Below are 26,848 nucleotides of genomic sequence, written 5' to 3'. Positions count from 1 at the left end.
TCCCCATTTTGCTCAAGATCCGATGGATCCATTGTTGACCACCCGGGAGGCCGCCCAGCGATTGGGTGTGTCGCTGCGCACGGTCCAGCTCTGGGTCGAAGCGGGAACCCTGCCGGCCGGCCGCACGCCCGGCGGCCATCGCCGCATCCGCCTGTCGGCGGTCGAGGCGCTGGCGCACCGCAGCGGGCTGCGCCCTGCGGCACCGACCTCGCTGTCGATGGCCGCGGCGGGCACGGCTCCGCTCGACCTGCTGCTGGTGGCTTCGAGCGTCGACCAGCTGCACCTGTGGCAGGAAGTGCTGCAGCCGCTGGGCTCGGCGATTTCCATCCGCGGTGCGAACAATGGCTACACCGGCCTGCTGCAGCTCGGACGCAAGTCGCCCGATCTGCTCGTCACCGACCTCGCGATGCCCGACATCGACGGCTACGCCATGCTGCTGACCCTGTCGAGCCTGAGCGACTACAGTCAGCTGCGCGTCCTGGCGATCACGACCCAGACGCCGCACCAGATCGCCGAGCGTGGCGGCTTGCCGGAGCGGGTGCGCGTGGTGCACCAGCCGGCACCGGCCATCGCCGTGCGGGCCTGGGTCGAGTCCGAAATGACCCGCATGGGGCGCAGTCCCCATGTCGATCCCCTCAGCTGAAAGTCTGTCCATGTCCCGTCGCATTCTTGTCGTCGATGATCAGCCGGATCTGCGCAAGCTCATCCGGATGACGCTGGAACTCGGCGAATTCGAGGTGCACGAGGCCGTCGATGGTGCCAGTGCGCTGGAGATGGCGGTTTCCTTGCGACCGGCGCTGGTGCTGCTGGATGTGGTGATGCCCGGGGGCCTCGATGGCTACCAGGTGTGCGACCGCCTCAAGCAGCACCCGGCGCTGGCCGGCACGCTGGTCGTGATGCTCACGGCCCGCGGACAGGCGGGCGACATCGGTGCAGGCCAGATCGCCGGGGCCGATGGGTATCTGGTCAAGCCGTTCAGCCCGATCGACCTGATCGAGCGTGTCGAGTCGATGCTGGATGCGGTGTGACCCGGACGAAGCGACAAGCCCCGGGGTTCAGCCCGGGGTCGAGCGTTCAAGCCGGAGCGGCTTGCCACGGGATCTGTATGAAATTACAGTCTTTGGATGGAAGCCGTGAAGACCCTCAAGCTGCGCATCAAGGACAAGCACGCTGCCGTGCTGTCGGTGATGGCGAGTGAGGTGAACTTCGTATGGAACTACTGCAACGAGACGAGTTCGCGGGCTATCCGGGATCGGCGCAAGTTCCTGAGCGCGTTCGATCTTCAGAAGCTCACGGCGGGGTACTCGAAGTGCGAGGGCGTGGGGGTGGGCAGCGCGACGGTGCAGCTTGTCTGCGAGGAGTACGCCACCCGCCGCAAACAGTTCAAGAAGGCTCGCCTGAACTGGCGGGTATCGAACCCGAAGTCGGCCCGGCGGTCGCTGGGCTGGGTGCCGTTCAAGGTGGGCGGGGTGAAGTACAAGGCCGGGCAGGTCAGCTTCCTGGGGCACCGGTTCAGCCTGTGGGACAGCTATGGGCTGTCGAAGTACGAGCTGAAGGGGGGATCGTTCGCCCAGGATGCGCGGGGCCGCTGGTACCTGAACGTGTGCGTGAAGGTGGAGCCACAGAAGTCCGAGGGCACCGAGGTGATCGGGATCGACCTGGGGCTGAAGACGGCGGCGGTGTGCTCGGACGGGACTGAACTCGCGTCCGGCACGTATCGCCGGCACGAGGCGGCCCTTGCGAAGGCGCAGCGAGCGCACAAGAAGCACCGCGTCAGGGCGATCCACGCGAAGATCGCCAACACGCGCAAGGACGCGATGCACAAGTTCAGCACGGGCTTGGTGGCCAGAAGCGGGGCGATCTTCGTCGGTAACGTGCAGGCGAGTGCGATGGTGAAGACCCGGATGGCGAAGTCCACGCTGGATGCCGGATGGTCGATGATGAAGACGATGCTGGAGTACAAGAGCCATCAGGCCGGCGTCGTCTTTCAAGAGGTGAATGAAGCCTGGACAACCCAGACATGTTCGAGCTGCGGGGTCATTCCTGCCAGCAGTCCGAAAGGTAGAGCAGGTCTGCGAATGAGGCGATGGGCTTGCTGCGGGTGCGGAGCGGAACACGACCGCGACGTGAACGCAGCGAGGAACATCGCCCGCGTGGGACGACACGCGCTTGGAGAAGGAGCCCCAGGATGAAGAGCGATGGATTGCAGAATCCCCGTCCTTCAGGGCGGGGAGTCGTCAAGATTGGCGCCTATCCCGTGGTGCGGCGGCTGACGCGGCGCCTGGAAGCGCTGGAGCGTGGGGTCGAGCAGTTCGGTGCCGGCGACCTCGGGCACCGGGTCGATGCGGCGGGGCAGGACGAAGTGGCGGCGGTGGCGGTCAGCTTCAACCGGGCGGCGCAGCGCATCGAGGATCTGGTGGGCTCCAACCGGGCCTTGCTGGCCAACGCCAGCCACGAGCTGCGTTCACCGCTGGCGCGGCTGAAGATGGCGCTGGCGATGATGGAAGGCGCGCCACCCGCCCAGCGCAGCGCCCTGCGCCACGAGATCGACTGCGACATCCGCGAACTTGACGGGCTGGTCGAGGAAGTGCTGCTGGCCAGCCGGCTGGATGCCCAGGGCGCCTTGCGTGTCGAGTCGGTGGACCTGCTGGGCCTGCTGGCCGAGGAGGCGGCGCGCGTCGGGGCGGCTGCAGATGGCGAGCCGGTGCTGGTGCAGGCCGAAGAGCGGCTGCTGCGCCGCGCGCTGCGCAACCTGCTGGAGAACGCCCGGCGCTATGGCGGGGACGAGGTGGAGGCACAAGTCCATGCCATCGGCGCCGACGAGGTCGAGGTGCAGGTCTGCGACCGGGGCCCAGGCGTGCCGGAGGCCTACCGCGAGCAGGTGTTCGAGCCGTTTTTCCGCCTCCCCGGGCATGCCGAGCGGGCAGGGGGGGTGGGGCTTGGGTTGTCACTGGTGCGCCAGATCGCCCAGCGGCACGGCGGCAGCGTGCGCTGCTTCGCCCGCGAGGGCGGCGGCAGCTGCTTCGCGATCAGGTTGCCCTGCGGGGCGGGGCGGGCGCTGGCGGCACCTCCGGGCGCACCCGGTCCGCATAGCGGTTGAAGCGCCAGGCGGTGCCTTCCCGGGTGATGCGGTGCCAGGTCATGCGCTTGGCGGCGGGGCTCATCGCCGGCCAGTGCTGCACCTCGTCGAAGGTGCGGCCGCAGCCCTTGCAGACCGCGTCGCCCTGGGTGGTCGAGCAGATGGCGATGCAGGGCGCGTCCGGCGTCGTGTCGTACCAGGCCAGCCAGGCCTGTCGGGCGGCTTCTGGCAGGCCGTGCTCGTCGCACAGCGATTCCCGGTAATACACCAGCAGGGCATAGACCTCCGCGAGCGCCCGCAGCGGCGCACACAGCGTCACGCCGTCGGGGGAGGGTTGTCGCTGGCGCCACCAGTTGATGGCTGCCTCGATGTCGGTGATGTGGATGCCTGCCATGGAGGCGCGAGCATAGCGCCGCGGGCCTCAGCCCGCCGCCAAGGGGCGATGGAACTCGAAGCGGCCCTTGCCCTGCTGCTTGGCCTGGTACATCGCCGTGTCGGCGGCGCGCACCAGATCCAGCGTGCTCATCGCGTCGCGCGGGTAGACGGCAATGCCAATGCTGACCCCCACGCTCAGGCGCCGTCCGTCCACGTCGAAGGGCTTGGAGATCGCGGTCAGGATCCGCTGGGCCAGGGCCTCGAGCGCGGACTCGCCGTCCTCCGAGCGGATCAGCACCAGGAACTCGTCGCCGCCGAAGCGGCACAGCGGATCGTGCGGCGACACGGCGCAGCGCAGGCGTTCGGCCACCTGGCGCAGCAGCTGGTCGCCGGCGTCGTGGCCGTGCCGGTCGTTGATTTCCTTGAAGCCGTCCAGATCGAGGAAGAGCAGGGCGAGCTGTTCTCCGGAATCGTGCACCCGGCTGCGCGCCGAGCCGAGCAGGTCGAAGAAGCGCGCGCGGTTGCACAGACCCGTCAGCGGATCCTGGAAGGCCAGGGTGCGCACCTGCTCCTCGGCCCGCATGCGCTCGGTGATGTCGAGCAGGGTGCCGCTGACGAGCTGGGTGCCCGGCCGGTCGGCATCGGGGCGCGAGACGATGCGGTACTGCAACCAGCGCTGCTGGCCTTCGCGGGCCTGCAGCCGCAGCTCGCCGCACAGGCTGACCTCCTGGCGCGTCGCGCGGCGCAGGCTGTCGTGCAGCACGCCCCGGTCGGCGCCGTCCATGCTGGCCAGCCACAGCACCAGCGGCAGCTCCCGGGTGTTGGCCGGCAACTGCATCAGGCTGGCCAGGGTCGACGAGATGAGCAGCGTCTCGTCCTCGGCCCGCCAGGTCCAGCTGCCGAGGCCGGCAATGTGCTCGGCCTCGGCCAGCGCCGACTGGCTGCGCTGCAGCTCGTCGGTGGACATGCGTTCGGCACGGGTCACGAGGTAGACGAGCTGCTCGTATTCCTCGTAGGTCGTGCCGATCAGCGCCAGCAGGGCGGACCAGCGCTCGGCACTCGGAGGACCCGCGAGGGGGTCGATGCCCAGGCGCCGCAGCTGGCGGGCCAGCATGGCGTGGGGCAGGGGGAGCGTGTGGCGGTCCATGGTCATTGGTCCCCGGGGGCTTCCCAGAGTGCGGCCAGCGTGAGGGTCATGTTGTGCATCTCGCAGCGTTCGCCGACGCCGGCTGAAATCTCGCCGAACGAATAGAAGCCCGCCAGCGCCGAGCCCGGCTGCAGCAGGCTGGCGACGGGCTCGAGTTCCTCTTCCGTCTGCTCGCCGAGGACGTGCCGGCGGCCGACGCAGCTCACCACCAGCGCCAGCACGGGGACGTCGGCGGGCAGGGCGTCGCCCAGGTCCCTGGCGGCGTGGAACGCGCCCTCCAGCAGCTCGCTGCGACCGGCCCGCGAGAGCTGGACCAGGCTGCCGGTCGGAATGTCGCCGGCCACGTCGATGGTCTGGCGTTCGTTGTCGATGCCGAGCACGTAGCGGATCACGCCCTGGAGGTCCCCGGTTTCCCGGAACACCGTCAGCGGGAAATGCGAGGCGGCCGCGGGCAGGCCGCTGGCGTAGCGGCCGAGGTACTGGCGGTAGAGCTGCAGGGCCGGGCGGCCGTCGATCTCCTCGACCGTGTGGCCCTGGGCCCGGGTGACCAGCCGGCGCTGGCCGAAACCGATGCTGCCGCCGCGGCAGCTGCGCGCCATGCGCAACCGCGGGCCATACAGGCCGATGACGCAGGCGCTGCCCTGGGGTGGTCCGTCGGTGTGCATCGACCAGGTGCGCGCCAGGCGGGTGCCGGCCGCGCCCATGCCGCCGGCGATCGGCAGGTCGTCGGGCAGGGCCGCGCTCAGGCCGCGCACCAGCTCCGGCCCGTTGACTTCCATGCCGTCTGCCAGCACCAGCACGCCCGTCAATCCCGGCGTGTCGAGCAGCGCATGGGCCAGCTGCTGCCCGGCCGCCTCGGAGCCGAGTGCCGGACTCAGCCCGACGTGGAGCCGCCGCAGGGCCGTGTGGTCGAACCGGGCGATGCAGACCACCAGCGCCTCGTCGCGGGCCTGGCGTGCATGGGCAATGGTGTGGGTGGCCGCGCTGGCGAAGAGGCTGCGCGGCAAGGTCCGGGCGAGGGCGGCCAGCGGGCTGTCCTCGGCCAGCGTCGCGAGGCTGTCGGCCGCACCGAACACCAGGACGAGCGTGTTCGGGCTGTCGAGCCGGGCGTCAGGCGGTGTTGCCCAGCCGGAGCCCGGCTGGTACACGTGAGTTGCGAGTTCCATGCAGTCGATACATCAGCGCAGCCAGGATGGGCTCACCGGTGTATCGACCGCTGGCCGCAGGGCTTGAGCGGCCCTGCGGCGGGTGGACTGGCTCAGCGTTTGAGCAGGCCACCCAGGATCTGCGGCAGCATGCTGCCCAGGTCGGTGCCTTGCTGCGGCAGCTGGCCGTTCGGCGTCAGGCCGTCGATCAGTTGCGGCAGGATCTGCGAGAGCTGGCCTGCGGTGGCGCCCTGGTCCATGCCGGCGCTGCGCGCCAGCTGGCCCATGACGTCCGAGCCCAGCACGTTGGTGAGCTGGTCGGCGGAGATCGGCATGTTCTGGCCGGTGGAGACCCATGACGACGCCACGTCGCCCAGTCCGCCGCGCTGGAACTGTTCCAGCAGGCCGCCCAGGCCACCAGCGGCTGCGCCGCCGCCCTGGTTGTTGCCGCCCATCAGCATGCCGATGACGGCCTGGATCAGCGCCGCTTGTCCACCACCACCTTGACCGCCGCCGAGTGCCTGGCTGACGACCGAACCCAGCATTGAATCGAGCAATCCCATCGTGTTCTCCTGAAAGTGTCTGTGAGTCGAGTGCCGGTGCACGTGCGTTCCATCACGCTACGCCTTCGCCGGCGGCCGTACTGTGACTGGTTTTGGCTGCGCTGTCATGCACTGCGGTCAGCCGCTACACTCCCGCACCCATGAAACGCATCGTGATCCTGATTTCCGGCCGTGGCTCCAACATGGAAGCCATCCACCGCGCCTGTGCCGAAGAGGGCTGGCCGGCTTCCGTCGTGGCCGTCATCAGCAACCGGCCGGGCGCCGCGGGCCTCGCCTGGGCGGCCGAGCGCGGCATCGCCACGGCGTCGATCGACCACCGTGCCCACGCCGACCGCGCCGCCTTCGACGCCGCGCTGGCCGCGGAAATCGACGCCCACCAGCCGGACCTGGTCGTGCTGGCCGGGTTCATGCGCATCCTGACGCCCGGCTTCGTGGCCCGGTACGCCGGCCGCATGCTCAATGTCCATCCGTCGTTGCTGCCTTCCTTCGGCGGACTGCATACGCACGCACGTGCGCTGCAGACCGGCTGCAAGGTGGCCGGGGCGACGGTGCATTTCGTGACCGCCGAACTGGACCACGGCCCGATCGTGCTCCAGGCCGTGGTGCCGGTGCTGGCCGAGGACACCGCCGAGACGCTGATGGCGCGGGTGCTGGTCTGCGAGCACCAGATCTATCCGCGCGCCGTGCGCTGGTTTGCCGAAGACCGGCTGGTGCTGGGCGACGACGGCGTCGTGCGCCACACTCTGAACGCGCCGCAATGGCTGTTCCACACACTCTGAGCCTCCGAGGACTTCCCCATGACCCCCAAAGCCCTCTTCACGCTGTGCGACGAGCTGTTGCATGAAGTCCTGCGCTTCTCCAGCCCGACCGACGCCGTGGTGTCGGCCTTCTTCCGCCGCAACCGGATGCTGGGCATGCGCGAGCGCCACGCGCTGGCCGAGACGGTCTACACCGTGCTGCGCGAGCGGCTGCGCCTGCAGTACCTGGCCAAGTCCGGCACCGGCTCGCTGGAGCGCCGCCTGAGCATCCTGGCCTGGCAGGGCACCGAAGCCTATCTGCGTGCGGCAACCACCGAGGTCGAGCAGAAATGGGCCGCCACCGCCAAGCTGCTGAGCCTGAAGAGCCAGTCCGAGAACTTGCGCCACAACCTGCCCGACTGGCTGGCCGACGCGCTGAAGAAGGAAATGGGCAACGACTTCTGGCCGCTGATCGAGAGCCTGTCCAAGTCGGCCGGGCTGGACCTGCGCGTCAACACGCTGCTCGTCAAGCGGGAAGCCGCCCAGGCCACGCTGGCCGAGGAAGGCATCCTGACCGAGCCGACGCCGTACTCGCCGACGGGCCTGCGCGCCCGCGGCAAGCCCACGCTCAACCTGACCGAGTGCTTCAAGCGCGGCGAGGTCGAGGTGCAGGACGAGGGCAGCCAGTTGCTGGCGCTGCTCACCGAGGCCAAGCGCGGCGAGATGGTGGTGGACTTCTGCGCCGGCGCCGGCGGCAAGACGCTGGCGCTGGGCGCGATGATGCGCAACACCGGCCGCCTCTACGCCTTCGACGTCTCGGCGCACCGCCTGGCCGCGCTCAAGCCGCGCCTGGCGCGCAGCGGGCTGTCGAACGTCTACCCGGCCGGCATCTCCCACGAGCGCGACGAGCGCATCAAGCGCCTGTCGGGCAAGATCGACCGCGTGCTGGTCGATGCACCGTGTTCGGGTCTGGGCACGCTGCGCCGCAATCCGGACCTCAAGTGGCGCCAGTCGCCCGAGGGCGTGGCCGAGCTGACCGTCAAGCAGCGCGCCATTCTGGACAGCGCCGCGCGGCTGGTGAAGGCGGGCGGACAGCTCGTCTACGCCACCTGCAGCCTGCTGGACGCCGAGAACGAGGCCATCGCCCAGGCCTTCGGTGAAGCCCACCCCGAGTTCGAGCTGCTGAACGCGGCCGAAGTGCTGGCGCGTCAGAAGATCGAGGACGCCGAGTCGCTCTGCCGCAACAACTACCTGCGCCTGTGGCCCCACCGGCACGGTACGGACGGGTTCTTTGCCGCGGTCTGGCGCCGCCGCGCCGCCTGAAGCGCACCTGAGGGGAGATGCCACTGACGCGTTCTTCCCTTGATCAGGCGCAATCGTCGGCGATCGGGCAGTTTGGGCGTGCATATCAGGCAATATCCCTGTTTCGTGCAAATCTTCGGAACGTCTAGAATGTTGCACCCCGCCAGTGGTCCGGACACAACATGATTCCGTAGCGCAGGCGACCGTCTCGCCTGCAGGCCCCCTGCGCTTCTAGAAAGAACCCGATGCCCGAACTCTCGACGATCTGGTCGGTCCTGGTGGACTGGCTGGCCCATGGTCTGCTGCGCGCCAGTCCCTGGCAGGTGCTCGTCACCACGCTGGTGATGACGCACATCACGATCGTCGCCATCACCGTCTTCCTGCACCGCAGCCAGGCCCACCGTTCGCTCGACCTGCATCCGATCCCGTCGCACTTCTTCCGCTTCTGGCTGTGGATGACGTCCGGCATGGTGACCAAGGAATGGGTGGCGATCCACCGCAAGCACCACGCCAAGTGCGAGACCAAGGACGACCCGCACAGCCCGGTCGCCCACGGCATCAAGACCGTGCTGCTGCGCGGCAGCGAGCTGTACCGCGCCGAGGCCAAGGTCCAGGAAACGCTGAAGAAGTTCGGCCACAACACCCCGGACGACTGGCTGGAGCGGCATGTGTACACCGGCCAGTCGAAGCTCGGCGTGACGCTGATGCTGGTCCTGAATGTGCTGCTGTTCGGTGCCCTCGGCCTGACCGTGTGGGCCGTGCAGATGCTGTGGAGCCCGATCCACGCCGCCGGCATCATCAATGGCCTCGGCCACTGGTGGGGTTACCGCAACTTCGAGGCGGCGGACGCGTCCACCAACATCTCGCCTTGGGGCATCTGGATCGGCGGCGAAGAGCTGCACAACAACCACCACACCTTCCCGACCTCGGCGAAGTTGTCGGTCAAGCCCTTCGAGTTCGACATCGGCTGGGCCTACATCCGCGCGCTGGAGATGATGGGCCTGGCCAAGGTGCGCAAGACCGCGCCGCAGCTCAAGCTCGGTGCTGTCCGTCCCGTCGCCGACAGCCAGACGCTCGAAGCCCTGATCGCCAACCGCTACGAGGTCATGGCCCAGTACGCCACCAATCTGCGCAAGGCCTGCGCGGAGGAGCTGGACCGTCTGAAGCAGCAGGGTGCACAGAACACCGAGCGCTGGAACGAGATGCGGCTGGCGCAGCGCTGGCTGCACCGCGACGACCAGAAGATCCCCGCCGACGTGAAGGCGCTCGTCGCCAAGGCCTGTGACCAGAGCCCGTCGCTGACCCAGCTGGTCACGATGCGCGAGGAACTGCGCCAGCTCTGGACCCGCACCAATGTGTCGGGCGAGCAGCTGGTGGTGGATCTGCAGGGCTGGTGCCAGCGCGCCGAGAGCAGTGGCATCGCCGCGCTGCAGGACTTCGCGCGCACGCTGCGCTCTGCCCACGCCTGAGTGGCCTGCGCTGCCGCCGCGCAGCTTCGGCTTGATGCCTGTATCTGAACAAGGGCCACCCGACGCCGGGTGGCCCTTGTCGTTTCAGGCGGCCAACAATTCCATCAGCCGGCTGCCGACCGCTTGCGGTGGCCGGGCGGCCATGGTGCTGCCGGATCCTCCTCCCTCGACGGCCGTTAGCCACGCAGACTGGCGCTGTCGCACGATGCCGTGCAGCAGCAGGACGTCTTCGAAAGCCGGTTGGTCGAGCACTTCGATGGCGGTCGGGCGCAGCAGCAGGCAGGACAGCGCGGCAGCGGGATCGTCGAGTGGCCAGGCGTGCAGGATCCTGTCGAGCGTCTCCGGATAGGCCTCCAGCGCCGCGTCCGTCGGCATTGCGGCCGGGTCCATGGCCGGAATGCGGACGTTGTAGAGCGCCTCCAGCTGCGCCGCGACGCGCTCGTGGTTCCAGGGCTGCGCCATCTGCCGGTACAGGTCCAGCAGGCGCAGCAGGATCCAGGGGCACTTGCCGGGCAACTCCTGCAGCCGGCGCTCCAGCACCACGGCGACCCCGATCGGCGACTCCTCGACGTGGGGTTCGAGTTCGTCCAGCAGCTGGGCGCTGGCGTTGGTGGTGTCGAGATTCGGGTGGCCGAAGTCGGCATCCGGCCAGCGATTCGGATTCGGGGGCGTGGCGGGTGGTGCAGACCAGGCGACAAGGCCAGGGTCCGGCCCGGTCGGCGTCGGTGCAGATGCACCATCGGCCGGGGGCTGCGGGGTGCACGGATCGCTTGTTTCCGGCCGGGACTGGACGCGTTGTCGGCGCAGTCGGTGCGCAGTGGCGGGCTCCGTGGTGCCCATGCGCGGCATCATCCCCTCCCGGATGAGGCGCCACACCAGCATGCACACCGACAGTCCGATCACCGCGGCCATGACCAGCACGGCATCCCGCCAGGTATCGCGCTCGCTGCGTTCGATCCGCGCGACGAGCGCCGCCAGGCTGGCGCGTGTCTGGCGCTGCTCTTCGTGCAGGTCCTGCCAGGGCAAGGTGGAGGCTGGACTCTCCGGGGCGGGGGCAGGGGGTGCGGCTGCGCTGGCCATCGTCAGGGTCATGGCGGTGACGACGGCGTTCACCAGGCGCTGCAATTCGGCCTCGTCGAGGGCGCGTGCGGTGGCCGGTGGCGTCGACAGCGCGGGGAGGGGCGCCGGGGTTGCGGGTGCCAGCGGCGGCTTGTCTGGGTGTTTCTCGAGGCTGGGCTGGGTGGCTGCCGACGGTGCGCGTCGCCGCTGAGCACCGCCGGCGGCCGGTGGATCGACCAGCACGGTGAACTCGCGGGTGTAGTCGGCGCCGCACAGGAGGCTCAGGCGGCCGGCGAGTACCGTGTCGGTGACCCGTTGCGGACTGCTGATCTGCACCAGCACCCGTCCGTCATTGCCGCTCGGGAGGGTGCGCACGCGCACGGGTGCGATCGTGTCGCCCGATTCGCCCTGCTGGATCTGCACCTGCAGGCAGTCCGGTGTCAGGCGGCTGGCGGGCCAGTCGAAGCCGCGCACCTGGACGGACATCGACAGCGGCTGGTCGACCACGGCCCGTGCCATCGAGGTGTCCACCGACTGGCCGCACGCTGTCCCCACCCCGGCGAGCAGCACCGCGGCACCGATGCCTTGTCGCCAACCCGGCTGCTTCATGCTGCTCCCCCGCGTGCGTTGTCCTGTGGGCAATCTAGGCGGCCGGGTGTGTGCAGTCCATCACGCTGGAGGGGGCCACCTTTTGGGGGATGCGGGGGTGATGGCGTCGTGGACGCATGAAAAAACCCGCCGCGGGCTGGGCCCGGGCGGGTTGTCTGGAACAAGTCCTGTTCAGCGTGGGCTGATCAGCGGAGCTTGATTTCCTTGTAGAGCACGTGCTTGCGCACCTTCGGATCGAACTTCATGAATTCGAGCTTTCCGGGCGTCGTCTTCTTGTTCTTGTCCGTGGTGTAGAAATGGCCGGTACCCGCAGTGGATTCCAGCTTGATCTTTTCGCGTCCGCCTTTGGCTGCCATGGTGTCAGTCTCCGATTACAGTTCGCCGCGGGCACGCAGGTCGGCGAGGACCACGTCAATACCCTTCTTGTCGATCAGTCGCAGCGCAGCGTTGGAGATGCGCAGGCGAATCCAGCGGTTTTCGCTCTCGACCCAGAAGCGGCGGTACTGCAGATTAGGCAGCCAGCGGCGCTTGGTTTTGTTGTTTGCGTGGGAAACATTGTTCCCGGTCATCGGGCCTTTACCCGTGACTTGACAGACGCGTGCCATGACGCTTCTCCGATACGATGGTTACAGCAACCAGAGCAGGCCCGCCTGATGAAACTGTTGGCACTTGTGGTGCCCGGCCTGATGATCACCCCTCCGTCAAACCGATGGGCTTGACGGGTCTATTGGCGGAAAAACGTCGATTATAGAACGGAAATCAACGCCGCCGCCAATGGCCCGGCGTCAGGCGCCCGCAGGGGGGTTCTGTTCCAGGTAACGCTGTGCGTCCAGCGCGGCCATGCAGCCCGTGCCGGCGCTGGTGATCGCTTGGCGGTAGACATGGTCCTGCACGTCGCCTGCCGCGAAGATGCCGGGCACGCTGGTCATCGTGGCCAGGCCGTTGAGACCGGAGCGCGTGACGATGTAGCCGTCCTTCATCTCCAGCTGGCCCTTGAAGATGTCCGTGTTCGGCTGGTGGCCGATGGCGATGAAGCAGCCCTTGACGTCCAGATCCCGGGTGCTTTCGTCCACAGTGCTCTTGAGGCGCACGCCCGTGACACCAGTCTGATCGCCCAGAACTTCGTCCAGCGTTTGAAACAGATGTAACTCCATTTTTCCGGCGGCAACCTTCTCGTGGAGCTTGTCAATCAGGATGGCCTCGGCACGGAACTTGTCCCGGCGGTGGATCAGGTGCACCTTGTTGGCGATGTTCGACAGGTAGAGCGCCTCCTCGACCGCGGTGTTGCCGCCACCGACCACGCAGACGTCCTGGCCACGGTAGAAGAAGCCGTCGCAGGTGGCGCAGCCGCTGACGCCGCGGCCCATGAAGGCTTCTTCCGAGGGCAGGCCGATGTACTTGGCACTGGCGCCGGTGGCAATGACCAGCGCGTCACAGGTGTAAGTGCCGGAGTCACCTTTCAACTGGAATGGGCGCTGCGAGAAATCCACCTCGTTGATGTGGTCGTACACCATGGTGGTGTTGAAGCGCTCGGCGTGCTCCTGGAAGCGCTGCATCAGCTCCGGCCCCTGCACGCCCATCACGTCCGCCGGCCAGTTGTCGACTTCGGTGGTGGTCATGAGTTGCCCGCCTTGCGCCATGCCGGTGACCAGCGTCGGCTTCAGGTTGGCACGAGCGGCGTAGATGGCGGCCGTGTAGCCGGCGGGGCCGGATCCGAGGATGAGGACTTGGGCGTGCGTGGAGGTGCTGCTCATGGGTTCGGTGTCGGTTTCCGTGGGAGTGCGCGGTTTCATTTCCGGGTCACCGCGCTGTTCAACGGGGTGACGCTTCGGTTAGAGTCGCGACGCAATGGGCATGTCGTGAAATGTTGCAGTGCGAAGCTTAGCGGTTCTTGCCTGCATCGCGCCATGTCCCGCTTTCAATGACAACGATAGACACCAACAAGCAGGAGTAGCCCCATGGCCATGCTCTCAAACCTTGATCTGATTCGACGGGTTCCTCTTTTCTCGATGCTGACCGTGGAGCAGGCGCAGACGATCGCCGATGGCGTGGTCAAGCGCCGCTACCGCCGCGGCGAAATCATCGTCGAGCAAGGCCGCAAATCAGACGCCCTGTTCATCCTGCTGAGCGGCCGTGCCCGCGTCATCACCTCCGACACCCGGGGCCGCGAGGTGATCCTGGCCGTGCTGGAAGCGGGGGACTACCTCGGCGAGATGAGCCTGATCGACAACGAGCCGCATTCGGCCACCGTGCGCGCCGAAGTGCAGACGGATGTGCTGGTGCTGGGCCGCAACGAGTTCGCGACCTGCCTGCCGGACAACTCCAGCCTGTCCTACGCGATCCTGCGCGGCCTCGTCGCGCGCCTGCGCAATGCCGACCGCCAGATCGAGTCGCTGGCCCTGCTGGACGTCTACGGCCGCGTCGCCCGCGCGCTGCTGGACATGGCCGAGGACGACGAAGGTCGCCGCGTCATCCGCAGCAAGGTGTCGCGCCAGGATCTGGCCAAGGTCGTCGGCGCTTCGCGCGAGATGGTCAGCCGCGTGATGAAGGATCTGGAAGAGCGTGGCCTGATCGAGACGCAGGAAAACGGCTGGGTCGTGCTGACCGAGCGTCTGGCCACCCAGTAATCCCCCGCACAAGGCACCTCCGGGTGCCTCAGTTAAGGCAAAGCCGCCCCGCTTCATGGCGGCTTTGCCGTTTCTGCGGATGGCGGACAATGTCGGAATGACTTATCCGCTCGGTTCGCTGCGCAGTTCAGCTTCCGCCCAGACGTCTGCTATGCAGGCGCAGGCTTCCAACTCTCCCTCCGTCCCCCGCTGGCGCCTGCAGGTGGGCATCACGCTGGGCGGCACACTGCTGCTGCTGTGGATCCTTGCCATGGTCAGCCACCACCCGGGGGATGCCGCGTTTTCCACCTCCGGCGACGGGCAGCGCCTGCGCAACCATGCCGGTGTGATCGGGGCCTGGGCGTCCGACCTGTCCTTCGTGCTGTTCGGCCTGTCGGCGTGGTGGGGGCTGCTGTTCGGGGTGCGCTCCTGGCTGTCGATGGTGGCGCGCCTGCTGCGGGCTGATCTGGCGCCGGTGGATCCGGTCGGCCCGGTGCACTGGCGGCCGCAGTGGCTGGTCTGGGTCGGGCTGGTGTTGCTGCTGATGTCGAGCACGGCCCTGGAGTGGACCCGCCTGTACCAGTTCGAGGGTGCCGTGGCCGGGGCCCATGCCGGGGGTGTGCTGGGCGCCGTGCTCGGTCCGTCCAGCATGCGTCTGCTCGGTTTCGTCGGCAGTGGCGTGCTGTGGATCGTCGTGCTGCTGCTGGCGCTGGCGTGGTCGTTCCGGTTCTCGTGGCTGGGGCTGGCCGAGCGCATCGGCGGCTGGTTCGATGGCTGGCGCGAGCGTCGCCAGCTCAGCCGCAAGGAAGCCGAGGACAAGCGCATCGGTGCGCAGGCGCAGATGGAGCGCGAGCGTGAATCGATGACCGAGCCGGCGCCGCTGACCCCGCTGGAACCTGTCGCGCCGGCGCCGGCAGTCGGTCGCAAGAAGAAGGACAAGCCCGCTGCGCCGCCGAGCGTCGAGCCGGTGTTCGACTCGGAGACGATGCCTGCCGTGCTGCAGATGGCGCCCGCCGGCACGCGCGCGGCGCCGAGCTACGAGCCCGATTTTGTGGACACCGTGCCCGAGAGCCTGCCGCCGCTGGTGGCGCCGCCCTGGGACGAGGGCCTGCCGATGCCGCTGCCGAGCGCCCGCCCGGCCGCGATGGTGGCGACGACTTCCGCGCCTGCGCGCCCACCGGCCGCCATCCAGATGCCACTGCCGCTGCCGGTGGCGGTTCCGACGCTGATCGACGGTCCGGCCCACCTGCCGCAGGTCGGCCTGCTGGACCTGGCCACGCCCGCCACCGAAACCGCCACGCCCGAAGCGCTGGAAGCCACCAGCCGCCAGATCGAGCGCAAGCTCGCGGACTTCGGCGTCGAGGTGCAGGTCATCGCCGCCATGCCCGGCCCGGTGATCACGCGCTTCGAGATCGAGCCGGCCACCGGCGTCAAGGGCTCGCAGATCGTCAACCTGGCCAAGGACCTGGCACGTTCGCTGAGCCTCGTGTCGATCCGCGTGGTCGAGACCATCCCGGGCCGCAACTGCATGGCGCTCGAACTGCCCAACGCCAAGCGCCAGATCATCCGGCTGTCCGAGGTGCTGGGCGCGCCGATCTACACCAACGCCGCCTCGCTGCTGACGCTCGGATTGGGCAAGGACATCGTGGGCCAGCCGTTCGTGGCCGATCTGGGCAAGATGCCGCACTGTCTGGTGGCCGGCACGACCGGCTCCGGCAAGTCGGTGGGCATCAACAGCATGATCCTGTCGCTGCTCTACAAGGCCGATGCCAGCGACGTGCGCCTGATCCTGATCGACCCGAAGATGCTGGAAATGAGCGTCTACGAGGGCATTCCGCACCTGCTCGCGCCCGTGGTCACCGACATGAAGCAGGCGTCCAACGCGCTGAACTGGTGCGTGGCCGAGATGGAGCGGCGCTACAAGCTGCTCAGCAAGATGGGCGTGCGCAACCTCGCCGGCTACAACAAGAAGATCGACGACGCCACCGCCCGCGAGGAGCTGATCCCCAACCCCTTCAGCCTGACGCCCGAGGAGCCCGAGCCGCTGGGCCGCCTGCCGCACATCGTCGTCGTCATCGACGAGCTGGCCGACCTGATGATGGTCGTCGGCAAGAAGATCGAGGAACTCATCGCCCGGCTGGCGCAGAAGGCCCGTGCCGCCGGCATCCACCTGATCCTGGCGACGCAGCGGCCGTCGGTCGACGTCATCACCGGCCTCATCAAGGCCAACATCCCCACACGGCTGAGCTTCCAGGTTTCCAGCAAGATCGACAGCCGCACCATCCTCGACCAGATGGGCGCCGAAGCCTTGCTGGGGCAGGGTGACATGCTGTACCTGTCGCCGGGCTCGGGTGTGCCGATCCGGGTGCACGGCGCCTTCGTCAGCGATGACGAAGTGCACCGTGTCGTCGAGTACCTGAAGACGCAGGGCGAGCCGAACTACATCGAAGGCATCCTCGAAGGCGGCGTGCTCGATGGCGACGGTGGCAACGACACCAACGCCGAAGGCGGTGGCGGAGACGCGGAAGCCGACCCGATGTACGACCAGGCCGTGGCCGTCGTGCTGCAGAACCGCAAGGCCTCGATCTCGCTGGTGCAGCGCCATTTGCGCATCGGCTACAACCGCGCGGCCCGCTTGCTGGAACAAATGGAGCAATCCGGACTCGTATCCAGCATGTCCACCAACGGCAACCGCGACCTCCTCGTCCCGGCACGCAACAACGAATGATGCTGAACCTCCTGAAGTCCCGGATTTCTTCGCCCGTGTACGTGCGCGGCGCTGTGCTGGTGCTGGCGATGCTCAGCCCGGTGCTGGCCCGCGCCGACGCGGTCGAGGCGCTGCGCAGCTTCGTGCAGACGGTGCAGTCCGGCCGCTCGCCGTTCACGCAGGTCGTCACCGCGCCCGATGGCGCGAAGAAGAAGACGTCCAGCGGCGAGTTCGAGTTCCAGCGTCCCAACCGCTTCCGCTTCGATTACACCAAGCCCTACGAGCAGCAGATCGTGGCGGACGGCCAGAAGGTCTGGCTCTACGACGTCGATCTGAACCAGGTGACGGTGCGCGCCTTCGACCAGGTGCTCGGCTCGACCCCGGCGGCGCTGCTGGCCGGCGGCAACCTCGACCGCGACTTCACGCTCCAGGCCGATGCCGACGCCGGTGGCCTGCAGTGGGTGCAGGCCCAGCCCAAGGCCAAGGAAGGCCAGATCCGCCAGCTGCGGGTCGGCTTCCGCGGCAAGGAGCTGGCGGCGATCGAGCTGGTCGACGCCCTCGGCCAGCGCTCGCGGCTGGACTTCGGCCGCTTCGAGCCGAACGTGACGCTGGCCGCGACCCGCTTCAAGTTCACCGCGCCCACCGGTGCGGACGTGCTGCAGCAGTGAGCGCTCCGATCGGCGACCTGTTCGGCGATCTGCCGGAGTCCGATCCGGTTTCCGCCGCGACACCAGCGTCGGCGCTTGCCGCCGACGCCCCGCTCGCCGAGCGCCTGCGCCCGCGCCACATCGACGAGGTCATCGGCCAGCGCGACCTGCTCGGGCCGGGCAAGCCGGTGCGGGTGGCGTTCGAATCCGGGCGCCCGCATTCGATGATCCTGTGGGGTCCACCCGGTGTCGGCAAGACGACGCTGGCGCGGCTGATGGCCGATGCCTTCGACAGCCACTTCGTGCAGATCTCGGCCGTGCTCGGCGGCGTCAAGGACATCCGGGATGCGGTCGATCAGGCGAAGCTGGCGCAGTCGCGCGGGCGGCGCTGCATCGTCTTCGTCGACGAGGTGCACCGCTTCAACAAGGCGCAGCAGGACGCCTTCCTGCCGCACGTCGAGTCCGGCCTGTTCACCTTCATTGGTGCGACGACCGAGAACCCGTCCTTCGAGGTCAACTCCGCGCTGCTGTCGCGGGCGACGGTGCATGTGCTGCAGCCGCTGTCGGAGGACGACCTGCGCACGCTGCTGGCCACCGCCCGCGCCGAACTCCACGCCGCCGAGCCGACGCCCGAGGCCGCGCAGCGCCTGATCGCCTATGCGGACGGGGACGCACGCCGCCTGCTCAACACCTACGAGAACGTGGTGCGCATGGTGGGGCCGGACGCCGTGCTCGATGAAGCTGCGCTGGAGCGCAGCCTCGGCGCGCAGCTGCGCCGCTACGACAAGGGCGGCGAGCAGTTCTACGACACGATCTCCGCGCTGCACAAGTCCGTGCGCGGCAGCAGCCCGGATGCGGCGCTGTACTGGTTCGCGCGCATGGTCGATGGCGGAGTCGATCCGCGCTACATCGCCCGGCGGCTGATCCGCATGGCCAACGAGGACATCGGGCTGGCCGATCCGCGGGCGCTGCGGCTGGCGCTGGACGCCAGCGAGACCTACGAGCGGCTCGGCTCGCCGGAAGGGGAGCTGGCGCTGGCGCAGGCCGTCGTCTATCTGGCGGTGGCGCCCAAGTCGAACGCGGTCTACACGGCGTGGAAGGCGGCGCGGGCCTTCGTGCAGCAGGACGGCTCGCGGCCGGTTCCCCTGCACCTGCGCAACGCGCCGACGAAGCTGATGCAGAACCTCGACTACGGTCGGAATTATCGGTACGCCCACGACGAGGCGGACGGATATCCGTCCGGTGAGCAGTATTTCCCGGACGCCCACGACCCCGCACCGCGCTTCTATGCGCCGGTGGACCGCGGGCTGGAGATCCGCATCGGCGAGAAGCTCGCCCAATTGCGTCAACTCGACGAACAGGCGAAGAAAAACCGCTGAATCGCCGGTTCCATCCGGATATTCCGCGGTTTGCCTAGCGCAAACGCGCATCTTTTCCAGCCCGGTGCCCGCCTAGAATCCCTGTGCGGAATGCCGCGGCAGGAAGTCACGTCCTGTCCCGAACCCGAGCGGCCAGCGGGGGGGCTTCCCTGGCACGCACCTTGCGGTATTACCCGGCAGCGGTCACAGGAGAGCTTGGAATGGATACCTTCGTACAGCAGATCATCAACGGGCTGGTGCTCGGGAGCATGTATGCCCTCGTCGCACTCGGCTACACGATGGTCTACGGCATCATCAGCCTGATCAACTTCGCCCACGGCGAGGTACTCATGGTCGGCGCCATGGTCAGCTGGAGCGTCGCGATCGCGTTCCAGGAGGCGGGCTCGACCCTGCCGGGCTGGCTGATCATGTTCATCTCGGCGATCGCGGCGATCATCGTCTGCTCGCTGCTCAACTACGCGATCGAGAAGATCGCCTACCGCCCGCTGCGCAACGCGCCGCGCCTGGCCCCGCTGATCACCGCGATGGGCATGAGCCTGCTGCTGCAGACGCTGGCCATGATCATCTGGAAGCCGAATCCCAAGCCCTATCCGCAGCTGCTGCCGGTGGAGGTCTACAACCTCTGGGAAGACGGCCCCGTCATCACGCTGACGCAGATCCTGATCCTCGTCATCACGGCGGCGGTGCTCACCGGCCTGCTGTGGCTGGTGAACAAGACCAAGCTGGGCCGGGCCATGCGTGCCACGGCCGAGAATCCGCGGGTCGCCGGCCTGATGGGCGTGCGCCCGGACCACATCATCAGCACCACCTTCGTGATCGGCGCGGCGCTGGCCGCCATCGCCGGCATCATGTGGGCCGCCAATTACGGCACCCTGCAGCACAGCATGGGCTTCATGCCCGGTCTGAAGGCCTTCACGGCGGCGGTGTTCGGCGGCATCGGCAACCTGACCGGCGCGATGGTCGGCGGCGTGCTGCTCGGCCTGATTGAAGCCATCGGCGCGGGCTACCTCGGCGATCTCACGGGCGGTGTCTTCGGCAGCCAGTACGTCGAGATCTTCGCCTTCCTCGTCCTGATCCTGGTGCTCACCATGCGACCGTCCGGCCTGATGGGCGAACGCGTGGCCGACCGCGCCTGAGGAGACCCACCACATGACTTCCATGGACAAGACCAAACAATGGATCGTGTTCGGACTGGCCGCAGCGCTGCTGCTGGCGCTGCCGCTGTTCGCGGCGCAGTTCGGACAGGGCTGGGTGCGCATCATGGCGCTGGCGCTGCTGTACGTGATGCTCGCCCTCGGCCTGAACATCGTCGTCGGCTTCGCCGGCCTGCTCGACCTGGGCTACGTCGCCTTCTACGCGGTGGGGGCCTACCTCTACGCGCTGCTGGCTTCGCCGCACCTCTCGGAGAATTTCGAGTGGATCCGCAACATGTTCCCCAACGGACTGCACATGCCCATCTGGGCCGTGGTGCCGGTGGCGGCGGCGGTGGCGGCCTTCTTCGGCGTGATGCTGGGCGCGCCGACCCTGAAGCTGCGCGGTGACTACCTGGCCATCGTGACGCTGGGCTTCGGGGAAATCATCCGGGTGTTCATGAACAACCTGGAGTACCCGGTCAACATCACCAACGGTCCGCGCGGCATCAGCCAGATCGACCCGATGAACTTCTTCGGCTTCAGCTTCGGCCAGCCGGTGGACCTGTTCGGCCACACCTTCCCGCCGGTGGTGCTGTACTACTACCTGTTCCTGGTGCTGGTGGTGCTGACGGTGATCGTCTGCCGCCGCCTGGAAGTCTCGCGCATCGGCCGCGCCTGGATGGCCATCCGCGAGGACGAGATCGCCGCCAAGGCGATGGGCCTGAACACCCGCAACCTCAAGCTGATGGCTTTCGGCATGGGCGCCACCTTCGGCGGCATCTCGGGCGCCATGTTCGCGGCCTTCCAGGGCTTCATCTCGCCGGAGTCGTTCACGCTGGCCGAGTCGGTGATGATCGTGGCGATGGTGGTGCTGGGTGGCATCGGGCACATCCCCGGCGTCATCCTCGGCGCGCTGCTGCTGTCGGCGCTGCCGGAAGTGTTGCGCTACGTCGCTGGTGACGTGCAGTCCATGACCGGCGGACGGCTGGACGCCGCCATCCTGCGCCAGCTGCTGATCGCGCTGGCGATGATCACGATCATGCTGGTGCGCCAGCGCGGTCTGTGGCCTGCGCCCGAGCATGGCAAGGCCGCTCCGGCGATCAAGTGAAGCGAACAGGAGCCATCACCCCATGAGCAAGAACACTTCGGACATCGTCCTGGAAGTCAAGGGCGTCTCCAAGCGCTTCGGCGGTCTGCAGGCCCTCTCGGACGTCGGCATCACCATCCACAAGGGCCAGGTCTACGGCCTGATCGGCCCGAACGGCGCCGGCAAGACGACCTTCTTCAACGTCATCACCGGCCTCTACACCCCGGACGGCGGCACGTTCAACCTCGGCGGCGCCCCCTACACGCCGACGGCGGTGCATGAAGTGGCCGCGGCCGGCATCGCCCGCACCTTCCAGAACATCCGGCTCTTCCCCGAGATGACCGCGCTGGAGAACGTGATGGTGGGCCGGCATGTGCGCTCGCATTCCGGGCTGATCGGCGCCATCTTCCGCACCCCGGCGTTCAAGGCCGAGGAAGCGGCGATCGCCAAGCGTGCGCAGGAACTGCTCGACTACGTCGGCATCGGCAAGTTCGCCGAGTACAAGGCGCGCACGCTGTCCTACGGCGACCAGCGCCGGCTGGAGATCGCCCGCGCCCTGGCCACCGACCCCAAGCTGATCGCGCTGGACGAGCCGGCGGCCGGCATGAACGCCACCGAGAAGGTGGTGCTGCGCGAGCTGATCGACCAGATCCGCAAGGACGGCCGCACCATCCTGATCATCGAACACGACGTGAAGCTGGTGATGGGCCTGTGCGACCGGCTGACCGTGCTCGACTACGGCAAGCAGATTGCCGAGGGCACGCCGGCCGAGGTGCAGAAGAACGAGAAGGTGATCGAGGCCTACCTGGGCAGCGGTCACAAGGCCCACTGAACGCAGCAGGACATCCGATCACATGGCAACCGCAACGAACCTCAAGACCGGCGGCAGCGGCCAGGTCCTGCTGAGCATCGAGAACCTGAAGGTCGCCTACGGCGGCATCCAGGCCGTCAAGGGCGTGACCTTCGAGGTCCGCGAGGGCGAACTCGTCAGCCTGATCGGCGCCAACGGTGCCGGCAAGACCACCTCGCTGAAGGCCGTCACCGGCATCCAGCCGATCGCCTCCGGCGACGTGAAGTACCTGGGCAAGAGCCTGAAAGGGCAGGGCTCCTGGGACCTGGCCAAGCAGGGGCTGGTGATGATCCCGGAAGGTCGCGGCACCTTCACGCGCATGACCATCACCGAGAACCTGCAGATGGGCGCCTACACGCGCAATGACACAGCCGAGATCGGCGTGAACATCGAGAAGGTGTTCAGCATCTTCCCGCGCCTGAAGGAGCGCCGTGACCAGCTCGCCGGCACGATGTCCGGCGGCGAGCAGCAGATGCTGGCGATGGGCCGCGCGCTGATGGCCCGCCCCAAGGTGCTGCTGCTGGACGAGCCGTCGATGGGCCTGTCGCCGATCATGGTCGACAAGATCTTCGAGGTCGTCGGCGACATCCACAAGCAGGGCGTCACCATGCTGCTGGTCGAGCAGAACGCCAGCCGCGCGCTGGCGGTGGCCGACCGGGGCTACGTGATGGAGTCCGGGCTGATCACGATGACCGGGCAGGGCCAGCAGCTGCTGGCGGATCCGAAGGTGCGGGCGGCCTACCTCGGGGAGTAACCTGCGCGGCGGCCCATGGCGCAGTGGGCGGGCGGGATCATGGGATGATCCCCGGCTCGAATTGAACAACTGCCGAAATCGGCTGCTTCCATGTCCCGTCCTGCTTCCTTTTCCTGGCGCCCGTCCGCGCTGTTGACGGCCGTCTGTCTGACGGCGCTGCTGGCCGATGGCGCCCAAGCCCGTGCCCAGGTGGCCGCCCCGACCGGCTACACCGCCTTCGCGCCGCGGGCTTCCTACGCGCTGTGTTTCGTGCCCGACGGTGCCTCCTGCCAAGCGCTGCTGATCGACACCATCAACGCCACCCAGCGCAGCCTGCGCGTCCAGGCCTATTACTTCACCAGCACGCCGATCGCCCAGGCGGTCAAGCAGGCCAAGGACCGTGGCGTCGACGTGCAGGTCATCGTCGACCAGAGCCAGGCTGGTGAGAAGTACACCAGCGCCACCTACCTCAAGAACGCCGGCATCCCGGTCGTGGTCGATACCAAGCCCGCCATCGCGCACAACAAGGTGATGATCTTCGACGACCGTGCGGTCTTCACCGGCTCGTTCAACTTCACCAAGTCGGCGCAGGAGCGCAATGCGGAGAATGGCGTTCTCATCCGGGACGACCCTGCATTGGTCAAGGCGTATGCCGATAACTGGCTCACGCGGTTCAAGCAGTCCACCCCGTATTGATCCGGCCCGGGCAGTTCTCCGGGCCGGTGGCTGATTCAGAGATTGCCGACATGCGCATCATCCACAACCCGGACCACCGCCTGCACACGGCCCAGCACGAGATGTACCGCGGCCGTCTGGTCCCCTGCCACGAAACGCCCGACCGGCTCGACCACGTGCTCGCGGCCCTGCAGCAGCGACCGGTCGGCCCGCTGTGCACGCCGGAGGAGGTGCCCGATGCGGCGCTGGCCGCCATCCACAGCCCGGCCTATCTGGCCTTCCTGGCCGGTGCCTGGGACGCCTGGGTGGCGCTCGACCCGGCCAACGCTGCGTTCGACATCCTGCCGTCGGTGTGGCCGGGACGCGGGTTCCGGCACGACGTGGTGCCGCGCAACTTCGCCGCACAGCTGGGCCTGTACGCCTTCGACGCCGGTAGCCCGATGGTGGCCGGCACGTGGGCAGCGGTCCGGGCTGGCGCAGCCTGTGCGGTCACGGCCGCGCGGGCGGTGACCGGGGGCGAGCGCAGCGCGATGGCGCTCACCCGCCCGCCCGGCCACCACGCCGGCCCGGACTTCTTCGGCGGCTACTGCTTCCTCAACAACGCCGCCCTCGCGGCGCAGACACTGCGCGACGGCGGCGCGGCGCGGGTCGCGGTGCTGGATGTCGACTACCACCACGGCAATGGCACGCAGACGATCTTCGAGCAGCGCGCCGACGTGCTGACCGTGTCGCTCCATGGCGACCCGATGACCGAGTACCCGTTTTTCCTCGGCCACGCCGATGAGCGCGGACAGGGCGCAGGGCAGGGCTTCAACCTGAACCTGCCGCTGCCCCGCGGCACCTCGGCCGACACCTGGTTCGCCACGCTCGACCACGCGCTGCAGGCCGTCGAGCGCTTCCGGCCCGACGCGCTGGTGGTTCCGCTTGGCGTCGACACCTTCGAGGGCGATCCCATTTCCGGCTTCCACCTGCGCAGCAGCGACTACCTGCGGCTGGGCGAGCGGCTGGCGCGCCTCGGGCTGCCGACGGTCTTCACGATGGAGGGCGGCTACGCCGTCGCCGACGTCGGCATCAACGTCGTGAACGTCCTGCAGGGCTTCGAGGAACGCACGCCGTGAGCCTGCGTGCCCGCATCCTGTGGCTGGTGCTGGTGGCCTCGCTGCTGCCGGTGCTGGCGATGCTGTGGGTGCTGCTGGACAACCGGGCCGCCACGCTGGAGCAGGTCCGCGGCCAGCTGACCGCGCGCACCGGGGTCCTGGCCGGTGATCTGGACGACAAGATCAGCGGCACCGCGCAGCTGCTGTTCGGGCTGGCGCAGGTGCCCATGCTGGGCAGCGACGATATCCCCGCCTGCTCCACCTTCCTGGCCGACGTGCTGCGTGAACATCCGCAGTACACCGGCCTGCTGACCATCCAGCCGGACGGCCAGTTGCACTGCGACTCGCTGCGCAGCGGCCGCCAGCTCGACCTCAGGGACCGCGGCTATTTCCGGCGCGCGCTGACCTCGCCGCGCCATGTGGTCGAGCCGGTGATCGGGCGGCTCACCGGCAAGGCGGTGCTGCAGATCGCCTACCCGGTGCGCGATGCCCGGGGGGCGCTGCGCTTCATCCTGCTCGCGTCGCTCAATCTGGACGCACACGGACAGGCGGTGGCCACGACGCTGCCCTACCGCCAGATGAATGTCCAGATCTGGAACGACGACGCCTCGCTGGTGATGGACTACCCCGGGCCGGGGGCCTCGCGGGTGCCGGTCGACGGCGAGGTCAAGCACTTCGTGCTGTCCGAGGCGTCCGGCCAGCCGGCGGCGACGCTGGGGGCGGGCCACCAGGCGCGCATCTGGGCCAGTGCGCCGCTGCCGCGCACGCGCGATGCCGGGCTGCGGGTGGTGCTCAGCGTGCCCGAGGCCGATCTCCATGACCAGGCGGATGCCCAGTTCCGGCGCGCGATGACCGGCATGCTGCTGATGTCGGGGCTGGTGTTCTTCGGGGCGGCCGGTCTCGGGGAATACGCGGTGCGGCGCCAGACCGCGCGCCTGATGGTGGGCATCTCGCGGCTGGACGCAGGCCGCTTCGACGAGCCGATCGGCCAGCCCTATCCGCGTGGCGAGCTGGGCGAGGTGATGGTCGCACTGGACCGCATGGCCGGCTCGCTCTCGCAGCAACGTGATGTCATCCAGCGCAACACGGAAGCGCTGGAGCGCCAGGCCAGCCATGACGCCCTCACCGGTCTGGCCAATCGCCACCTGCTGACCGACCGGCTCGAACAGGCGCTGATCTACGCCCGCCGCGCCCAGCGCGTGACGGGTGTGCTCGTGCTCGATCTGGACCGGTTCAAGACCGTCAATGACAGCCTCGGCCACAGCCACGGCGATCTGCTGCTGCAGACCGTCGCGCAGCGGCTGAACGACTGCGTCCGCCAGGGTGACACGGTGGCGCGCCTGGGCGGCGACGAGTTCGTGCTGGTGCTGTCCGACATGGCCGATGTCGGCGACATCGTCCCGGTGGCGCAGAAGATCCTGCACGCGCTGTCCCAGACCGTCCGGGTCGGCGGGCAGGACCTCGCGGTCAGCACCAGCCTGGGCATCAGCGTCTTCCCACGCGACGGCGCGTCGGCCGACGTGCTGCTGCGCCATGCGGACACGGCGATGTACCGATCCAAGGCCCGCGGCGGCAATGCGATGGCGTTCTTCACGCCGGAGATGAACCAGGAAACGGTCGAGCGCCTGCGGGTGGAGGCCGGCCTGCGGCGCGCGCTCGAGCAGGGCGAACTGCGCCTGCACTTCCAGCCGATCATCGACGCCGGCACCGGGCGGGTGCTCTCCGCCGAGGCGCTGCTGCGCTGGCAGGATCCGGAGCTGGGGCTGGTTTCTCCGCTGAGCTTCATCCCGATCGCCGAGGAGACCGGCCTCATCGTGCCGATCGGCGACTGGGTGCTGCGCGAGGCCTGCGCCCGGGCACGCGCCTGGCAGCTGGCCGGTCTGGGTGATGTGCCGGTCGCGGTCAACCTGTCGGCGCGCCAGTTCAGCAGCCCCGGGCTGGATGCCTCGGTCGCCGCGGCGCTGGCCGCCACCGGCTGTCCGGCCACGCTGCTGCAACTGGAAATCACCGAAAGCATGGTGATGACCCAGCCCGAGCAGGCGTTGGCGACCATGCAGCGCCTGAAGGCGATGGGCGTGCAGCTCTCGATCGACGACTTCGGCACCGGCTACTCGTCGCTCAGCCACCTCAAGCGCTTCCCGGTGAACAAGCTCAAGATCGACCGCTCCTTCGTGCAGGACATCGAGACCGATCCCAACGACGCCGCCATCGTCGATGCCATTCTCGTGCTGGCCAAGAAACTCGGCCTGCGCACGGTCGCCGAAGGCGTGGAGACCGAGGGGCAGGTGGCCTTTCTGGCGGCGCTGGGCTGTGACGAGTACCAGGGCTACCTGTTCGGCCGGCCCTGCGCGCCCGAGCAGTTCGAACAGCGGCTGCGAACAGCGGCTGGTCAGCATGACGCGGTAGGCTTCAGGGGTTTGCACACCAGCTGATTGATCCGGGAGTTCGC

General features: G+C 68.2%; 26 protein-coding genes. 18 read left to right on the top strand and 8 right to left on the bottom strand.

Annotated elements, in window-relative coordinates:
* Positions 1 to 34: 34 nt before the first annotated feature.
* From AABN02_RS03500 to AABN02_RS03485, 4 genes are all read left to right on the top strand, one after another.
* Entirely contained in the window at positions 35 to 643 is a 609-nt protein-coding gene (locus AABN02_RS03500; RefSeq protein ID WP_338413526.1) for an excisionase family DNA-binding protein, read from the top strand.
* A 10-nt stretch (positions 644 to 653) separates the two neighbouring features.
* Positions 654 to 1,028, top strand: coding sequence for a response regulator (locus tag AABN02_RS03495; protein WP_338413525.1), 375 nt, complete (start codon positions 654 to 656; stop codon positions 1,026 to 1,028).
* Positions 1,029 to 1,124: 96 nt separating this feature from the next.
* Positions 1,125 to 2,192, top strand: coding sequence for a transposase (locus tag AABN02_RS03490; protein ID WP_338413524.1), 1,068 nt, complete (start codon positions 1,125 to 1,127; stop codon positions 2,190 to 2,192).
* Positions 2,189 to 3,100: an ATP-binding protein gene (locus AABN02_RS03485; protein WP_338413523.1), complete on the top strand. Its 912-nt coding sequence runs from the start codon at positions 2,189 to 2,191 to the stop codon at positions 3,098 to 3,100. The genes AABN02_RS03490 and AABN02_RS03485 overlap by 4 nt, the downstream gene beginning before the upstream one ends.
* On the opposite strand, the gene AABN02_RS03480 is transcribed toward AABN02_RS03485, so the two are convergent.
* The 4 genes from AABN02_RS03480 to AABN02_RS03465 form a co-directional block, all read right to left on the bottom strand.
* Positions 3,030 to 3,473 carry a DUF3717 domain-containing protein gene (locus tag AABN02_RS03480; RefSeq protein WP_338413522.1) on the bottom strand — a complete coding sequence of 148 codons (444 nt, stop codon included), beginning with the start codon at positions 3,471 to 3,473 and terminating at the stop codon, positions 3,030 to 3,032. The two genes, AABN02_RS03485 and AABN02_RS03480, sit on opposite strands and share 71 nt — an antisense overlap.
* A 27-nt stretch (positions 3,474 to 3,500) precedes the next feature.
* Positions 3,501 to 4,601, bottom strand: a complete 1,101-nt coding sequence (locus AABN02_RS03475) for a GGDEF domain-containing protein (RefSeq protein ID WP_338413521.1) — start codon at positions 4,599 to 4,601, stop codon at positions 3,501 to 3,503.
* Positions 4,602 to 4,603: 2 nt separating this feature from the next.
* Positions 4,604 to 5,767 (bottom strand): FIST C-terminal domain-containing protein, encoded by a 1,164-nt coding sequence (locus AABN02_RS03470; RefSeq protein ID WP_338413520.1) that lies wholly within the window; start codon positions 5,765 to 5,767, stop codon positions 4,604 to 4,606.
* A gap of 92 nt (positions 5,768 to 5,859) precedes the next feature.
* Complete coding sequence (locus tag AABN02_RS03465) at positions 5,860 to 6,309, bottom strand: YidB family protein (protein ID WP_338413519.1); 450 nt, start codon at positions 6,307 to 6,309, stop codon at positions 5,860 to 5,862.
* A gap of 140 nt (positions 6,310 to 6,449) precedes the next feature.
* Between AABN02_RS03465 and purN the strand changes: the two genes are divergently transcribed.
* From purN to AABN02_RS03450, 3 genes are all read left to right on the top strand, one after another.
* The gene (purN, locus tag AABN02_RS03460; RefSeq protein ID WP_338413518.1) at positions 6,450 to 7,088 is read left to right on the top strand and encodes a phosphoribosylglycinamide formyltransferase; all 639 of its coding nucleotides are present in this window, start codon (positions 6,450 to 6,452) and stop codon (positions 7,086 to 7,088) included.
* Between the two features lie 18 nt (positions 7,089 to 7,106).
* Positions 7,107 to 8,369, top strand: a complete 1,263-nt coding sequence (locus AABN02_RS03455) for an RsmB/NOP family class I SAM-dependent RNA methyltransferase (RefSeq protein ID WP_338413517.1) — start codon at positions 7,107 to 7,109, stop codon at positions 8,367 to 8,369.
* Positions 8,370 to 8,593: 224 nt separating this feature from the next.
* Entirely contained in the window at positions 8,594 to 9,817 is a 1,224-nt protein-coding gene (locus tag AABN02_RS03450) for a fatty acid desaturase (protein WP_338413516.1), read from the top strand.
* An 84-nt stretch (positions 9,818 to 9,901) separates the two neighbouring features.
* Here the strand turns inward: AABN02_RS03450 and AABN02_RS03445 are convergent, their stop codons facing one another.
* The 4 genes from AABN02_RS03445 to trxB form a co-directional block, all read right to left on the bottom strand.
* Positions 9,902 to 11,485 (bottom strand): hypothetical protein, encoded by a 1,584-nt coding sequence (locus tag AABN02_RS03445; protein ID WP_338413515.1) that lies wholly within the window; start codon positions 11,483 to 11,485, stop codon positions 9,902 to 9,904.
* A 185-nt stretch (positions 11,486 to 11,670) separates the two neighbouring features.
* A complete protein-coding gene (rpmG, locus tag AABN02_RS03440) occupies positions 11,671 to 11,841 on the bottom strand; it encodes a 50S ribosomal protein L33 (protein ID WP_310463471.1) in 171 nt (56 codons plus the stop codon).
* Between the two features lie 15 nt (positions 11,842 to 11,856).
* On the bottom strand, positions 11,857 to 12,090 hold the full coding sequence (gene rpmB / locus AABN02_RS03435) for a 50S ribosomal protein L28 (RefSeq protein ID WP_179634305.1): 234 nt from the start codon (positions 12,088 to 12,090) through the stop codon (positions 11,857 to 11,859).
* Between the two features lie 180 nt (positions 12,091 to 12,270).
* Positions 12,271 to 13,239: a thioredoxin-disulfide reductase gene (gene trxB, locus AABN02_RS03430; RefSeq protein WP_338413514.1), complete on the bottom strand. Its 969-nt coding sequence runs from the start codon at positions 13,237 to 13,239 to the stop codon at positions 12,271 to 12,273.
* 204 nt (positions 13,240 to 13,443) lie between these two features.
* Between trxB and AABN02_RS03425 the strand changes: the two genes are divergently transcribed.
* From AABN02_RS03425 to AABN02_RS03375, 11 genes are all read left to right on the top strand, one after another.
* A complete protein-coding gene (locus AABN02_RS03425) occupies positions 13,444 to 14,112 on the top strand; it encodes a cyclic nucleotide-binding domain-containing protein (protein WP_310463474.1) in 669 nt (222 codons plus the stop codon).
* Between the two features lie 97 nt (positions 14,113 to 14,209).
* Positions 14,210 to 16,819, top strand: coding sequence for a DNA translocase FtsK 4TM domain-containing protein (locus AABN02_RS03420; protein ID WP_338413513.1), 2,610 nt, complete (start codon positions 14,210 to 14,212; stop codon positions 16,817 to 16,819).
* Between the two features lie 68 nt (positions 16,820 to 16,887).
* Entirely contained in the window at positions 16,888 to 17,466 is a 579-nt protein-coding gene (lolA, locus tag AABN02_RS03415) for an outer membrane lipoprotein chaperone LolA (RefSeq protein ID WP_338413534.1), read from the top strand.
* Positions 17,467 to 17,495: 29 nt separating this feature from the next.
* Complete coding sequence (locus AABN02_RS03410; RefSeq protein ID WP_338413533.1) at positions 17,496 to 18,824, top strand: replication-associated recombination protein A; 1,329 nt, start codon at positions 17,496 to 17,498, stop codon at positions 18,822 to 18,824.
* Positions 18,825 to 19,024: 200 nt separating this feature from the next.
* Complete coding sequence (locus AABN02_RS03405) at positions 19,025 to 19,960, top strand: branched-chain amino acid ABC transporter permease (RefSeq protein ID WP_338413512.1); 936 nt, start codon at positions 19,025 to 19,027, stop codon at positions 19,958 to 19,960.
* Positions 19,961 to 19,982: 22 nt separating this feature from the next.
* The gene (locus AABN02_RS03400) at positions 19,983 to 21,065 is read left to right on the top strand and encodes an ABC transporter ATP-binding protein (protein ID WP_338413532.1); all 1,083 of its coding nucleotides are present in this window, start codon (positions 19,983 to 19,985) and stop codon (positions 21,063 to 21,065) included.
* 22 nt (positions 21,066 to 21,087) lie between these two features.
* Positions 21,088 to 21,876 (top strand): ABC transporter ATP-binding protein, encoded by a 789-nt coding sequence (locus AABN02_RS03395; RefSeq protein ID WP_338413511.1) that lies wholly within the window; start codon positions 21,088 to 21,090, stop codon positions 21,874 to 21,876.
* A 22-nt stretch (positions 21,877 to 21,898) separates the two neighbouring features.
* Positions 21,899 to 22,648: an ABC transporter ATP-binding protein gene (locus tag AABN02_RS03390; protein WP_338413510.1), complete on the top strand. Its 750-nt coding sequence runs from the start codon at positions 21,899 to 21,901 to the stop codon at positions 22,646 to 22,648.
* 90 nt (positions 22,649 to 22,738) lie between these two features.
* Positions 22,739 to 23,323, top strand: a complete 585-nt coding sequence (locus tag AABN02_RS03385; protein WP_338413509.1) for a phospholipase D family protein — start codon at positions 22,739 to 22,741, stop codon at positions 23,321 to 23,323.
* Between the two features lie 50 nt (positions 23,324 to 23,373).
* A complete protein-coding gene (locus tag AABN02_RS03380; protein ID WP_338413508.1) occupies positions 23,374 to 24,420 on the top strand; it encodes a histone deacetylase family protein in 1,047 nt (348 codons plus the stop codon).
* On the top strand, positions 24,417 to 26,831 hold the full coding sequence (locus tag AABN02_RS03375; RefSeq protein WP_338413507.1) for an EAL domain-containing protein: 2,415 nt from the start codon (positions 24,417 to 24,419) through the stop codon (positions 26,829 to 26,831). Before AABN02_RS03380 ends, AABN02_RS03375 begins: the two co-directional genes overlap by 4 nt.
* Positions 26,832 to 26,848: the final 17 nt, after the last annotated feature.

The sequence above is a fragment of the uncultured Sphaerotilus sp. genome, assembly GCF_963924895.1.
Classification (GTDB): domain Bacteria; phylum Pseudomonadota; class Gammaproteobacteria; order Burkholderiales; family Burkholderiaceae_C; genus Sphaerotilus.
The sequence above is the reverse complement of the archived record's forward strand: the minus strand, read 5'-3'. Positions and strand labels throughout refer to the sequence as shown.

What these genes read in the sequence shown, in the direction of transcription:
- AABN02_RS03495 (WP_338413525.1), top strand. Translation starts at nt 654, where the DNA reads ATGTCCCGTCGCATTCTTGTCGTCGATGATCAGCCGGATCTGCGCAAG.
- AABN02_RS03490 (WP_338413524.1), top strand. Translation starts at nt 1,125, where the DNA reads ATGGAAGCCGTGAAGACCCTCAAGCTGCGCATCAAGGACAAGCACGCT.
- AABN02_RS03485 (WP_338413523.1), top strand. Translation starts at nt 2,189, where the DNA reads ATGAAGAGCGATGGATTGCAGAATCCCCGTCCTTCAGGGCGGGGAGTC.
- AABN02_RS03480 (WP_338413522.1), bottom strand. Translation starts at nt 3,473, where the DNA reads ATGGCAGGCATCCACATCACCGACATCGAGGCAGCCATCAACTGGTGG.
- AABN02_RS03475 (WP_338413521.1), bottom strand. Translation starts at nt 4,601, where the DNA reads ATGGACCGCCACACGCTCCCCCTGCCCCACGCCATGCTGGCCCGCCAG.
- AABN02_RS03470 (WP_338413520.1), bottom strand. Translation starts at nt 5,767, where the DNA reads ATGGAACTCGCAACTCACGTGTACCAGCCGGGCTCCGGCTGGGCAACA.
- AABN02_RS03465 (WP_338413519.1), bottom strand. Translation starts at nt 6,309, where the DNA reads ATGGGATTGCTCGATTCAATGCTGGGTTCGGTCGTCAGCCAGGCACTC.
- purN (WP_338413518.1), top strand. Translation starts at nt 6,450, where the DNA reads ATGAAACGCATCGTGATCCTGATTTCCGGCCGTGGCTCCAACATGGAA.
- AABN02_RS03455 (WP_338413517.1), top strand. Translation starts at nt 7,107, where the DNA reads ATGACCCCCAAAGCCCTCTTCACGCTGTGCGACGAGCTGTTGCATGAA.
- AABN02_RS03450 (WP_338413516.1), top strand. Translation starts at nt 8,594, where the DNA reads ATGCCCGAACTCTCGACGATCTGGTCGGTCCTGGTGGACTGGCTGGCC.
- AABN02_RS03445 (WP_338413515.1), bottom strand. Translation starts at nt 11,485, where the DNA reads ATGAAGCAGCCGGGTTGGCGACAAGGCATCGGTGCCGCGGTGCTGCTC.
- rpmG (WP_310463471.1), bottom strand. Translation starts at nt 11,841, where the DNA reads ATGGCAGCCAAAGGCGGACGCGAAAAGATCAAGCTGGAATCCACTGCG.
- rpmB (WP_179634305.1), bottom strand. Translation starts at nt 12,090, where the DNA reads ATGGCACGCGTCTGTCAAGTCACGGGTAAAGGCCCGATGACCGGGAAC.
- trxB (WP_338413514.1), bottom strand. Translation starts at nt 13,239, where the DNA reads ATGAGCAGCACCTCCACGCACGCCCAAGTCCTCATCCTCGGATCCGGC.
- AABN02_RS03425 (WP_310463474.1), top strand. Translation starts at nt 13,444, where the DNA reads ATGGCCATGCTCTCAAACCTTGATCTGATTCGACGGGTTCCTCTTTTC.
- AABN02_RS03420 (WP_338413513.1), top strand. Translation starts at nt 14,210, where the DNA reads ATGACTTATCCGCTCGGTTCGCTGCGCAGTTCAGCTTCCGCCCAGACG.
- lolA (WP_338413534.1), top strand. Translation starts at nt 16,888, where the DNA reads ATGCTCAGCCCGGTGCTGGCCCGCGCCGACGCGGTCGAGGCGCTGCGC.
- AABN02_RS03405 (WP_338413512.1), top strand. Translation starts at nt 19,025, where the DNA reads ATGGATACCTTCGTACAGCAGATCATCAACGGGCTGGTGCTCGGGAGC.
- AABN02_RS03400 (WP_338413532.1), top strand. Translation starts at nt 19,983, where the DNA reads ATGGACAAGACCAAACAATGGATCGTGTTCGGACTGGCCGCAGCGCTG.
- AABN02_RS03395 (WP_338413511.1), top strand. Translation starts at nt 21,088, where the DNA reads ATGAGCAAGAACACTTCGGACATCGTCCTGGAAGTCAAGGGCGTCTCC.
- AABN02_RS03390 (WP_338413510.1), top strand. Translation starts at nt 21,899, where the DNA reads ATGGCAACCGCAACGAACCTCAAGACCGGCGGCAGCGGCCAGGTCCTG.
- AABN02_RS03385 (WP_338413509.1), top strand. Translation starts at nt 22,739, where the DNA reads ATGTCCCGTCCTGCTTCCTTTTCCTGGCGCCCGTCCGCGCTGTTGACG.
- AABN02_RS03380 (WP_338413508.1), top strand. Translation starts at nt 23,374, where the DNA reads ATGCGCATCATCCACAACCCGGACCACCGCCTGCACACGGCCCAGCAC.